The 12,606-nt window shown below is 43.3% G+C and carries 8 protein-coding genes; 5 read left to right on the forward strand and 3 right to left on the reverse strand.

The genetic code is table 11. The features are described 5' to 3' along the window. Positions 1-182 precede the first annotated feature (182 nt). Positions 183-1,031, forward strand: coding sequence for a Nif3-like dinuclear metal center hexameric protein (locus tag Q9G97_RS07505; protein WP_305898298.1), 849 nt, complete (start codon positions 183-185; stop codon positions 1,029-1,031). 804 nt (positions 1,032-1,835) lie between these two features. Then, entirely contained in the window at positions 1,836-3,044 is a 1,209-nt protein-coding gene (locus tag Q9G97_RS07510) for a transglycosylase SLT domain-containing protein (RefSeq protein ID WP_305898299.1), read from the forward strand. 169 nt (positions 3,045-3,213) lie between these two features. Here the strand turns inward: Q9G97_RS07510 and Q9G97_RS07515 are convergent, their stop codons facing one another. The 3 genes from Q9G97_RS07515 to Q9G97_RS07525 all read right to left on the reverse strand — a co-directional run bounded on the left by Q9G97_RS07515 (position 3,214) and on the right by Q9G97_RS07525 (position 8,275). Beyond that, the gene (locus Q9G97_RS07515) at positions 3,214-6,219 is read right to left on the reverse strand and encodes a LysM peptidoglycan-binding domain-containing protein (protein ID WP_305898300.1); all 3,006 of its coding nucleotides are present in this window, start codon (positions 6,217-6,219) and stop codon (positions 3,214-3,216) included. 257 nt (positions 6,220-6,476) lie between these two features. Then, entirely contained in the window at positions 6,477-6,971 is a 495-nt protein-coding gene (locus Q9G97_RS07520; protein WP_305898301.1) for a hypothetical protein, read from the reverse strand. Between the two features lie 293 nt (positions 6,972-7,264). After that, positions 7,265-8,275 carry a CNNM domain-containing protein gene (locus Q9G97_RS07525; RefSeq protein WP_371747936.1) on the reverse strand — a complete coding sequence of 337 codons (1,011 nt, stop codon included), beginning with the start codon at positions 8,273-8,275 and terminating at the stop codon, positions 7,265-7,267. 697 nt (positions 8,276-8,972) lie between these two features. Between Q9G97_RS07525 and yajC the strand changes: the two genes are divergently transcribed. From yajC to secF, 3 genes are all read left to right on the forward strand, one after another. Then, entirely contained in the window at positions 8,973-9,302 is a 330-nt protein-coding gene (yajC, locus tag Q9G97_RS07530; RefSeq protein ID WP_201569118.1) for a preprotein translocase subunit YajC, read from the forward strand. 123 nt (positions 9,303-9,425) lie between these two features. Continuing rightward, the gene (gene secD / locus Q9G97_RS07535) at positions 9,426-11,306 is read left to right on the forward strand and encodes a protein translocase subunit SecD (protein WP_305898302.1); all 1,881 of its coding nucleotides are present in this window, start codon (positions 9,426-9,428) and stop codon (positions 11,304-11,306) included. A 9-nt stretch (positions 11,307-11,315) separates the two neighbouring features. Continuing rightward, positions 11,316-12,593, forward strand: coding sequence for a protein translocase subunit SecF (secF, locus tag Q9G97_RS07540; protein WP_305898303.1), 1,278 nt, complete (start codon positions 11,316-11,318; stop codon positions 12,591-12,593). The last annotated feature ends 13 nt before the right edge of the window (positions 12,594-12,606 follow it).

Below are 12,606 nucleotides of genomic sequence, written 5' to 3' on the forward strand. Positions count from 1 at the left end.
CTGGGCTTACTATTTAATAGTAAATCTTCGTGTAGCCTTTAAGTTATCACGGTTAACGCAATTTTTGCTATCGCTTAATAGCGAAACCTTAGGACATATTGCGTCAATTAATGATGTGATAAACTACAGTCAATAATGATAACTTGCTTATTCATTTAAGCTTAGCAGATTAGGAATACTCAATGACCCATAACCATAATGTAAGTGCTCTGAGCGTAACCCGCAACAATGATACCCATACAAAACCATCTTCTATAACGCCACAGGCTCTAGTTGCATTCTGCGATGACTACTTAGAGGCAAGCGCATTTAAAGACTATGCTCCCAATGGACTACAAGTAGATGGTGGTCAAGTCATTACCAGTATTATAACGGGTGTTACCGCTTGCGAGGCGCTTATTGATGCCGCAATTGCGGCAAAGGCTGACGCTATCATGGTACATCATGGCTATTTTTGGAAAGGTGAATCTGAGCCTATCACGGGCATGAAAGGTCGCCGTATTCGTAAACTTATGCAACATGGCATCTCTCTGATCGCCTATCACCTCCCACTCGATGCGCATCCTATCATCGGTAACAATGCCAAACTTGCTCAAATCTTAGGACTGACGATAACAGGCGCGCTGTATCCGCATGAATCGCATCCCGTCGGTAATATTGCAACATGCCTGCCGCAAAGTGCAGCAAGCTTGAGCGCTACTATTACTCAAGCTCTGCACCGTGCTCCACTACATATCGCAAGCGACTTCAGCCCATCGAATATAAACTCTGAAAAAACTATCGAGCGTATAGGAATATGTACAGGCGGCGCACAAGATATGATTGACCAAGCGGCACTTATGGGCTGTGATGCTTACCTCTCAGGAGAGATATCAGAACGTACGACTCATAGCGCGCGCGAACTTGGCATAGATTATTTTGCTTGTGGTCATCATGCAACAGAACGCGGTGGTATTCAGGCTCTAGGTGATATAATTGCTGAACAATTTGCGCTAAAAGTAGACTTTATAGATATCGATAATCCTGCTTAATTGTTAATTTTTATTGCTGATTTGTTAGTTTAACTTGAATAACAGCCTTTAGATCCCTATAAAGTGTAATTGTAAGAGAATGTTCCGTCATGAAACTTTTCATTAACTACAGCCTCCGGTTATAGCATTAGCATGGTTTGTTAAATCATTTTATATAAGTATCGCTATAAGTAATTAGATCCTTGTATAAGCTAATGTTGCACTCATTTTCAATTTACTCTTAAATATTTATCAGCGTTTTGGCTTTGCTATGCAAAATAGCGGTAAATTTAAGAGACTTTATAATGACGCTGGATGATCGCTATTTGATATGAGATTATTTTTACTAACAGTATCTAAGGTAATTATTTTTATCCTTAGACCTAGATTACTTAGTGGTTATCGCAATAATTTATTCATGACCTGACCCCTGTATCGCATAATTAAGCTCGTTATAGTGAAGCGACTATTAAGTGAGTTATCTTCACAAGTTCAAAGTTTGCTATTTATTTAAGTGACTTGTTAATTTAGATAATCCACTAATTTAAGCAGCTTACTAACGAGTTATCTGACTATCATTTTTATTTATAGCTTTATTATCGATCCTATATTTAATTGATAATAAGCGTAAATTGTAATTAAAAATATAGTCGTGATTATTTAAATGATTAAAATTATGCTGATACAAACCAATGCTTGCCTAACTACTGTGTGCTATAGCACCTAATAGAATGGCATTGTACAAGTCGCAGTTTTAGCTATAAGTTAAATTATGCTAAACGTGCGCTTGAGGGTGAGTAGGATGGCTACAATTAGGAGACATCCATGCAGCGTATTACTTATCGTGTAAAAGTATCTGCGCAAGGCGCTAAACGTAGTATTACCCATTTACTAAGGCCCGCTCAGTGTTTGCTTAACACCAAAAGTAACCTCGTTACATCTGTTCCATCGGCTAAAGTCACTCGTTTTGCCAAGTCCAAAAAGGTGGTGCAGGTTTCTAGCATCGCTATGCTATCTCTACCTGCTCAAAGCTTAACCACTACTAATAGTGATGTATCTGCTTATGATCAGGTTATTGTCAGTAATACTTTGACGATTGCAGCAGTCCCAGGTGATAGCACTTATTTTGCCACCGATGGCTTCCAGCATGGTTTTGGCTATGATTTAGTACGTAGCTATGCCGACGAGCTTGGCGTGGCTATCAATCTCAAGGCTTATGCTAATGAAGAAGCGGCTCTTAGAGCACTAAAGTCAGGTGATGCTGATATGGCACTGACTACCGCCAGCACTGAGCTGAGAAATGAGCTTGCTCTACCCTCAGTCAATGTCAGCTGTGGCTATGATACTAGCTTGACCAAAAACGGCCTACACCCCAAGGTCAGCTGGGCTTTTCAAGAGTCTGACGATCCTCTATCAAAAAAAGCCAGCAGCTTTTTATGCAATAACATCAAGCTTAATAACACCCAAAAGCTAGCCGCATTTTATAATCAAAACTTGTTAAAAGATGCGTACAGTCAGCAGCACTTTCAAAAGACCTTGACTGAAAAGCTGCCTAATTATCAGTCTTCTTTTAAGGCGCAAGCTCAAAACTATAATCATGACTGGGAGCTGCTCGTCGCAATGGGTTACCAAGAGTCGCATTTGGATGCGAGCGCTGTATCGCCTACTGGCGTGCGCGGTATTATGATGCTGACCAACGTTACTGCTAAAGAGATGGGCGTCGCTGATCGCGTTGATCCTTATCAAAGTATTGGTGGCGGCGCGCGCTATCTTAAGCAAGTAAAAGCAGACTTTGCAGATGTACCCAAAAGGGATAGAGTTTGGTTTGCCTTAGCAGGCTACAATATGGGGCCTAATGCGGTTAAACGTATTCAGCGTAAGCTACGTGCACAGGATATAGATGATAAGAGCTGGGCAAATGTATATTCTTATATGTCTGAAAATAAAGCAGATAACAGTCGCTATGGACAAGCAATGCATTACGTCAGCAATATCAGAAGTTATCTCGAAACGATTAAGACCCAGACCGTTTAATCGTTTCTGTTAATGCATTAGTCTTTGTAAGGTGTGCTCCATCGCACTGTCAGCTAAGATACAACCGCTAATCAGTAGTTAGTCAATCGAATTCATATCTCTTAACCATGTAAAAAGGCGACTCTTAATAGAGTCGCCTTTTTAGTGCTAATCGCTTTAAAACACAGTATTAACGATTAGGAACCGTTAGCTTCTGACCACGCTGGAGCATAGTATCCGCTGCAATACTATTCATATCAGCCAGCTCTTTGGTTGAGACACCATACTTACGTGCCAGTCCAATTAAGCTGTCACCTGAGCCTACCGTATAGCTAACGGTAACTTTAGGAACTTTGAGGGTTTGTCCGCGTTGCAATTGTGCATTAGCCGCAATGTCGTTAGTTGCTGCTAAGTCCTGCACAGATACGCCGAAGCGCGCTGCTAAAGCAATCAAACCATCACCCGATTGTACCTTGTAGTTTTCAGTGTTGCCTAGCTTCTTGCCATTACTGCTGCTAGAGGTGCTGGTTTTATTACTACTGGTATTGCTACTCGTACTGCTGCTAGATGATGAACCACCGCTACCATTAGCAGGAATAGTCAAGCTGCGCCCTAATATTAAGTTTGAGTTAGTGCTTAGATTATTAGCTGCTGCCAAGTCACTTACGCCAATCTTGTAACGATTGGCCACCCCAATTAAGGTATCACCTGATTGAATCTTGTAGCTGACAGGCTTGTCATTGAGCTTGATATCTACTTGAGCTTTAGACGCTGGCACTTTTATCGTTTGACCGCGTTGCAGACGTGCGTTGGCATCAAAGCTACTATTAACCGCCGCTACTTGCTCAGCACTCACCCCAATGCTATTGGCAATACCTATCAAAGTTTCGCCTGATTTTACTTTGTAAGAGCTCGTCGCCACTGAGCTGGCACTGCTTGAACTACTGCTGCTTGAGTTACTACTTGTCACACTCGTATCAGCATTAGCAGGGACTTTTAGAGTCTGGCCTACATATAGGGAATCTCTAGCACCGATACCGTTAAGACCCGCTAGTGCTTGGGTCGAAATACCGAACTGTTTTGCTAAGGCAATAAGTCCATCACCTGAGCGCACTTTGTAGTTCTTGGTTGCTATGTTTGGCTTACTTGGAGCGGCAGCTGGCGTGCTAACAGGGGCTTTTACTTTGCCCGGAATCAACCATAACTTTTGCCCTCTGAGTAAATCAGCACGGCTGCTTATATTGTTATAGCTGGCCAACTGAGTGACCGATAGACCAAAGCGATTGGCGGTACCGATAAGCGTATCACCACCTTGTACGACGTAACTCTCAGGCTGGCTGGCTGTTGTAGCGCTAGTACTGCTTATAGGCTCAATGGTTTTGGCATTATATAAATACAGCGTACTACCTGATAATAAATTGGCATTGGCGTCAATCTGATTCCACTCTGCAATATCACGCCAGCTCACGCCAGCTCGGGTAGCAATATTAGATAAGGTATCACCGCGCTTTACCGTATAAGTAGAGCGTTCACCTTGCGGTTTTGGCTTATCGGTAGCTTTATTTGAAAAGGTTATTTTTTTCTCTTTACCACTAGCCTCTAAGATAGACTGCTGGGTTTGGATTGCTGAGAGCTTAATATTACCGTCGACGGCGCTAACGATATCGCGCTGCTCAGGCGTTTGCCGTTGAATCTGTTGAGCAATAAAGTCACGCTCAGCTGCACTTAGTGGTGGCTCTTGGGTAATAGTATTATTACGGGTTATCTGTGCTGAGGTCGTCGGCAAGCTATTGCTGCTCTTAAGTTCAGCATTGATTTTATTGGTTTCACTGCTAGTGATCGGCGGCTCACTACTGACTGACGCATTACTGCTATACACTGAACTGCTGGTCGGCGCTTGAGTCGGTGAGATATAACTCGTCGTTTGCTGCGGGACGCTGGCGCTCGAAGCATACTCCGCTAGTCCACCACCAGTAGAAGGCAGTGAGGAGCTAGTATAAGGCTGATTGTTATAGCTTGGTGTATTATTTGAGGCGCTGCCAGGTGTCGTTGAGGCAATCACATTACTACTACCATTACCTCTTAGGCTGCTCAACTTTGCATCGACATTGAGATCAACGTCATTAGGAATAATCACCCGCTGCGGACCTGACGAGTCAACACGAGAAGAGGTCAATGCGGTATTAAGCCTTTCTAGCTCATCATAACTGACACCCGTCACCTGTGATACCTCAGCTAAGCTGACGCCATAATTAGCAGGCACACTGCGAAAATGTTGACGGTTGGCGATAGCTGGCAGGTAAACCCCAAATTGCTGTGGATCAGCGACGATTTCAGCTACTGCCAAAAAGCGCGGCACATAATTCATCGTCTCTGTTGGTAATCTGAGTGACCAATAGTCGGTCGGTAAGCCTTGCGCTGCATTGGCGTCTATTGCTTTTTGGACACGACCAGGGCCTGCATTATAAGCCGCTAATGCCAGCTCCCATGAGCCAAACTGATTATGCAGAGCGGTCAAAAAGTCATAAGCGGCTCGTGTTGACTCAATGACATCTCGACGACCATCATAGGTACTGCTCTGATTAAGACCATAGATGCGACCCGTACTGGGAATAAACTGCCATAATCCTGCCGCAGCTGCGCTACTAGTTCCACTGGGGTCATAGGAGCTTTCAATGACAGGCAATAGCGCCAACTCAGTTGGAATATTACGACGTTCAGCCTCACGTACTGTATGATAAAGATAACGACTTGCTCGGGCAGTAAGGCGATTTAGATAGTCTTGTCTGCTAGTAAACCAGCCCTTTTGACCTTCGATACGTTGATTATAGGTAGCTTGACCGCCATTCATACGATAGCCTGCACGCAGACGACTCCATAAATCACCGTACTGTTGAATGGCAAGCTTATTGCCCTCAACCATCGTCATGTCACTGGCTTCAAGCAAATCCGCCAGCTCATCTAGGCTATCAGCATCCAGATAGGCTGTTGAATAATCGGTGCCTGTATTGGCGGTAGGCTGAGTCACCACTGGTGGTTGACCAACAGGGCGCTTGGTCACTACTGGTGCCTGTTTGGAGATCGTACCTTGTCTGACAGTCGAGGTATTGCTACAGGCGCTAATGAGTAGCGTTGAAATAACTAGCGTCAAAGGTAATGCGACGAATGAGCGAGATTTGGAGGACACAGTAGACATAATTATTGATATTTCCTAGCAGCGAGTACGGTTAACTTGTATAAGAAACTAAACGGCTTATCTAATAGCACTTTTTAATGAGTAGCTTAATCAGTAGTATAGTATGCAATGCTAGCTAAAAACCATAACTAGCTAAAGATATTGAATTAAATTTTAATTTAGTAATGAGTAAGATGATTATCCCGACATCAATTGTCACAGGCTATCATATCTACTCTAATGACAACTGCTTTGAGTTGCCTTTAATCAATCGATAATTAATCAATGGTCACTTGTGATACTGCTCTAAGTAATACCGCATTGCCGGTGGCTACCGTTAAGGTGACTCGTGAATTAGTAACAAACGAGACATCTTGACCATCTTTGACCCAGCTTTCGGTCGTAGTCACATTGGCTTTTGCCTGTTCACCAGTCGTCACGATATTATTAATGCTAATCTCATAACGATAATTGGACGTTTGATTCCAGCCTGTTTGTAGCAGTTTTAGGTAGGCGTCTTTGTCTAAACTAGTCGATTTGCCTTTTCTAGATAAAGAAATCAGCGCGTCATCAGACACCAAACGTGCCACTTGATTAATATTTTTGCTGTTGGCAGCCGATTTCATGGCAGATGAGTAATTCTGAACTAAGCTATCTGTCATAGTCGCCGCTTGCGCGCTGATAGCAAAAGTGCTGGCGACCGCTGCTAGGGCAACGATACTGGTACTTTTAATGAGTAAAGCGAATAGACCTTTTTCCCATAGTTTTTTCATTATAATCCTTAGCAATAATAGTGGTTAAGCATGCAGCATTAAATATTTATATTTCAAGATTTAACTGACCTTAGGTTATAGTTATTCCTAAATCTTAATACAAATTATTTAGCCGTTTTTTTAGCCTAGCTTTAGCGTATCATTAATTTATCACAACCATGTAACACCCTGTGTGAGTATTGATATAACACGCTTATGCCTTTCTTATAATAACTTATAATAAAGTTTATACATCTATAATAGTCTTATCATAAAATAAAATGAAAGTTGCCTTTAGGCTCTAAAAGTCAAAACTACATTCTAGCCTCATTATTTTGTTTTTCATGCTCTTCATCATCACTAAGTTTCATACCCAAGCGCTCAACTCGTCTATCCATCATCTGCCGTGCGAGCGCCTGCATATCTTCAACTCGATCAATCTCGTCAACGATCTCAAGCCCTAATAAAGTCTCGAACACATCTTCTAAAGTAACGAGTCCTTTGACCTCACCATACTCACCGACGGTGATAGCGATATGAATGCGGTTTTTTAGCATTAGCTCTAGTAGATCAAACAGCTTCATCTTCGAGAATACAAAGCTAATTTCCCGCTCAAACTGGGTCAAGGGCTTATGCATCGCATGGTTTACTTTGGCGAGTAGCATGTCCGTCTTGAGCACAAATCCTGTAATGTTATCCAAATCGCCATCATAAATAGGTAGCCGCGAAAAGGTTAGTTTAGGTCGATCAACCATCACCTCAGCGACTGTCTTAGTCTGCTCAAACGCCAGCATTACCGAGCGCGGCGTCATAATATCTTCGACTTTTATCGCACCAAAAGCTAATAAATTACGAATAATACGCGCCTCAAGCGGATCAATTTGACCCGCCTCTTCACCAATATTCGTTAACGCTGCAAACTCACGGCGACTAAACACATTAGTATCTTTACCACCGACCAGCAGCTTAGTTAAGCGCTCAGACAGCCAAATAAGCGGATATAAGACAATAATAATCCCGCGCACAAAGTATGCGACAGGTCCACTTAACTGACGCCAGTAGACTGTGCCTAAAGTTTTGGGGATAATTTCAGAAAAGGTAAGAATCGCTAAGGTCATTAACGCTGAAAACAGCCCGAACCAAGCACTACCGAAAACGATAGTCGCTTGCGCACCAGCGCCAATAGAGCCTAAAGTATTGGCGATAGTATTAAGCGTTAAGATAGCGGCCAAAGACTGATCGACGCTGTCTTGTTTTAGGCGCTTAAGCATTTTTGCTTTTTTGGGATTACTCTCTTGCACATCAGCAATATACGATGGCGTCATACTCAGCAATACAGACTCTGCCATGGAACAGACAAAAGATAGACCAATAGCCATACTGACAAAACCAATGAGCAATAATACATTGGCAGTGGTCGGTTCAGTTAAAGTCTCAGCAGCAAAAGCAGGATAAGGTAGTATCAAGAATATCAATAGTAAAGCATAAGACATAAGCCTTGCAGATTTACTATGAAAATAATCGGATAAATAAAGATGGCAGGCAAACCTCATCGGCGGAGGTTCTGCAGGCGCTTCTTGTTCAGAGGCGCACGAATGAGATAAGCAAGGTGTAAACATAGGATTGGGGAGCAAGGGTAAGTAACCTAAAGATTATGAGAAGAATAAAAGGTAATTTAGAAAAAACATCAAACACAAAATATTAAATACGGGGTATCAAACATAAGGTTTTTAATGATTCGATAGTAGCATTGATAAAGCTGTTTAACAATAATTTGTATGGGCAACTACTGTTTATTTTCGTAGATTTTTGCCATTATACTTTAGTTTTTAAATCGCCATATTAAATCATTCATGACAGCGATAGCGCTTATCGAACTTGCAAGATATCTGCCTAGCTCAAAAACAACAGCGCCAATCGCAAAAATATACCTATGCGCTAGTATTAACTAATGCTAAGCCTAAGAAATTTTGTTACTATGCGTCTAATTTTATTATTATCTACGACTTACTGAGAGAATTTATGAGCTTTTTTATCCAATCTGCCCATGCCGCTGAGGCTGCTGGCGGCGGCGCTTCGTTATTTGGTCAAATCTTACTACCTGTAGCTTTTTTTGCTATTTTTTACTTTTTAGTCATTCGTCCACAGTCTAAACGCACCAAAGAGCATCGTGCTATGGTCAGCGCTTTGACTGTAGGTAGCGAAATTATCTTTGCGGGTGGTCTTATGGGCCGCATCAAATCTTTAGAAGGCGACTACGCCATTGTAAGCCTGAATAATAATACTGATGTCAAAGTACAACGTGCATCAGTGATTTCAGTACTGCCTAAAGGTACTATTGAAAGCGTTTAGATTGTCAAGACAATCTAGCGTATCAATATAAAAATTTATAAAATGACCGTTAAAGATTTACGGTCATTTTCTGCTTACTTGTGGCCTGCATCGCCAGTATTTTATTAACATAAAGAAGTGATTATGCAATATCCCGCTTGGAAATACTTCGTTATCGTCATCGTGCTCATAGTAGCTGGTCTCTATGCAGCGCCCAACCTCTATCCTGATGAGCCCGCTGTACAGATCACTAGTGCTGCGGCTGGCACTCAGCTGTCTGAGGGGGTGTTGACTCAGTCGCAAAGCCTGCTCGATGATGCTGGCGTGAGTTATATAGACGGTAGTTTTGAGGGCAATAGCGCTCTGCTACGTCTAAATAATTCAGTTACTCAGCTCAAAGCTCGAGAGGTGCTGATACAGAACTTAGGCGATGATTACGTAGTCGCGCTCAATTCAGCGCAAACGACTCCGCAGTGGCTACGTGATATCGGTGCCAAACCGATGAAACTAGGACTTGATTTGCGCGGTGGCGTACGTTTTGTCTTAGAAGTAGATATGGATGAGGCCATAGAGCAGCGTTTGAATAATGCAAGCCGTGAAGCGCGTAGTAGTTTGCGTGCTGAGCGTGTCGCTGTCAAAGGGATTAAGACTGAAGGGCAAACTATCGCTCTGCATTTCGCTGATACGGATACCCGTAATCGCGCGCAAAATATTTTGCAAGGCGCTATGGGTAATGATTTTAGCTTACAGTCATCAATCGATGAGCAAGGCCCTGCCCTTATCATGGCATATAACGATGCCAAATTAGATGAGATCAATAGCTACGCGGTCAATCAAAACTTAAATACTTTGCGCAATCGTATTAGTGAGCTTGGGGTTGCTGAGGCGCTCGTACAGTCACAAGGTGCTAGCCGTATCGTTGTTGAGCTACCAGGGATTCAAGATCCTGCTGAAGCCAAGCGGGTATTGGGCCGTACTGCCAATCTCGAGTTTAGAATGGTTGCCAAGGATGCTGAGAACTTTACAGGGGGTATTCCGCCTGCAGGTACTGAGGCGTTCCCCTTTGAGACTCTTGATGGGCCGCCCGTGCTGCTTGAGCGCCAAGCTATTGTTACCGGTGAGAAAGTCACTGATGCGCAGACCAATGTTGATCCAGAAAGTGGTCAGCCTGAGGTTAGCATTACTTTAGATAGTGCCGGTGGTAAGCTGATGCAAAACGCGACTCGTACGCGTGTTGGCGATCAGATGGCGGTATTGTTTATTGAAAATAAGCAAAAAATTACTTATGAAGAAGATCCAACTACAGGTGAAATCACGGAGATACGTACGCCGTATTCTGAGACTAAAGTCATTAACCGCGCTAATATTCAGGCGGTATTAGGCTCTTCCTTCCGTATTACAGGTCTAGATAGTAGTGCCGAAGCTGCTGAGCTTGCCCTGCTCCTACGCTCAGGCGCACTCGCTGCTCCGATGTATTTTGTTGAAGAGCGCACCATTGGCCCATCACTTGGACAAGAGAATATCGATAAAGGCTTATTCTCAACTCAAGTAGGTTACCTGTTAGTCTTTGCCTTTATGATTATTTTTTATCGGGTGTTTGGCGTCATTGCCAATATCGCCTTGGCAGTCAACGTTATTATCATAATCTCCATTATGTCTATCTTAGGCTCATCACTCACCTTACCTGGTATCGCAGGTATTGTACTGACTATCGGTATGGCGGTCGATGCTAACGTGCTGATCTTTGAGCGCATACGTGAAGAGCTGGCAAATGGTATCAAACCAAAGAATGCGATCAGCGCAGGGTTTGATCGCGCCTTTAGTAGTATCTTTGATGCCAACATCACCACTTTGCTAGTCGCCTTTATTCTATTTGCCATTGGTACGGGACCGATCAAAGGCTTCGCAATTACATTAGCTATTGGTATTGTCAGCTCGCTATTTACCGCTATTTTGGTCACTCGAGCGCTAGTACAAATTGCTTATGGTAAGCGCAAATCAATCAAACGTCTGAGCATCGGTTAGGAGAATATTATGGCGATCGAACAAAAAGGCCCTACCAATAAGGACAACACACCGACTTCTAATAGCTCAGGTGGTGGTTCCAATAGTGGCAATGAGGCGGCACAAGAAAAAGCACGCCGCCGCCGTAATAAGCCACGCCGCGATGGCAAAGGCAGTAACACTCAGACTAATAAGTCTAGTGTCAAGGCTGACACTACTAAAAGCAAAAAGCGCGGTGAAAAAACATCCCATAGCTTAGCAGTACAGCCACCGGCAGCAACGCATGAGCCTATCGATAGCATGGATAGTATGGAGGAGAGCGCAGCGGCACAAGCTGAGGGCGGTATCAAAGCGATTGGTAATCAGCGTATTATCCCGTTTATGAGTATAGAGAAGCCGATGGGTATTCTATCTATCATCTTGGTGATTGGTAGTATCATCGCTATTGCAGTTAACGGTCTTAACTTCGGTCTGGACTTTACGGGCGGTGTCTCAGCTGATGTAGCATACGAGCAGCCTGTTGAGCAAGTTGCTGTCGTGCAAGCGCTTGCAGATAATGGCTTTGATGATGCGGTCGTACAGTACTTAGGGACGCGAGATGAGCTGCTTATTCGCCTGCCACCACAAGCGGATGATATCAGTGGCTTAAATACCAATCTTGAAAACGCCTTAGCGTTACCTAATAATCAAGTCGAAATCACCAACGTTAATATTATCGGCAGTCAGGTCGGTAATGAGGTTTATCTCAACTCATTAATGGCGCTAGCTTTAGCGCTGGTCAGTATGCTCGGCTACGTCGCGCTACGCTTCCAGTTCAAACTAGCATTAGGTGCTGTGTTATCGCTATTCCATGACGCTATCGTGACTATCGGGGTTTTTGCGCTGTTTGGTTTCCCCTTCGATTTGACCGTACTAGCGGCTATCTTAGCGCTGATTGGTTATTCATTGAATGATACCATCGTCGTCTACGACCGTATCCGCGAGAACTTCCGCCGTGTACGAGGCATCACCCCGCGTCAAACCCTTGATCTCTCATTGACCGAGACTTTGCGTCGTACTATTATGACCATCTCGACGGTACTATTAGTCGTGCTGGCTATGATGTTCTTAGGCGGTGACGGCTTGTATTGGTTCTCAGTGGCGCTATTTATTGGTCTGCTTGCGGGTACTTATTCTTCAACTTATATTGCCAGCTCTATTCCATTGGCAATGGGTCTATCGCGTGATGACTTTGTTGTAAAAGTAAAACCTGAGTTTGAAGAAGAAATCGTCACTTTCAATGACCCAAAAATGTTTGAGCAAGAGTAGTTATAATAATCCA

This window comes from Psychrobacter sp. M13 (genome assembly GCF_030718935.1).
GTDB classification, from domain to species: Bacteria; Pseudomonadota; Gammaproteobacteria; order Pseudomonadales; family Moraxellaceae; genus Psychrobacter; species Psychrobacter immobilis_G.

Coding starts and splice junctions, on each gene's coding strand:
- Q9G97_RS07520 (WP_305898301.1), bottom strand. CDS start 6,971: ATGAAAAAACTATGGGAAAAAGGTCTATTCGCTTTACTCATTAAAAGT.
- Q9G97_RS07525 (WP_371747936.1), bottom strand. CDS start 8,275: ATGACGCCATCGTATATTGCTGATGTGCAAGAGAGTAATCCCAAAAAA.
- Q9G97_RS07510 (WP_305898299.1), top strand. CDS start 1,836: ATGCAGCGTATTACTTATCGTGTAAAAGTATCTGCGCAAGGCGCTAAA.
- yajC (WP_201569118.1), top strand. CDS start 8,973: ATGAGCTTTTTTATCCAATCTGCCCATGCCGCTGAGGCTGCTGGCGGC.
- Q9G97_RS07505 (WP_305898298.1), top strand. CDS start 183: ATGACCCATAACCATAATGTAAGTGCTCTGAGCGTAACCCGCAACAAT.
- secF (WP_305898303.1), top strand. CDS start 11,316: ATGGCGATCGAACAAAAAGGCCCTACCAATAAGGACAACACACCGACT.
- secD (WP_305898302.1), top strand. CDS start 9,426: ATGCAATATCCCGCTTGGAAATACTTCGTTATCGTCATCGTGCTCATA.
- Q9G97_RS07515 (WP_305898300.1), bottom strand. CDS start 6,219: ATGTCTACTGTGTCCTCCAAATCTCGCTCATTCGTCGCATTACCTTTG.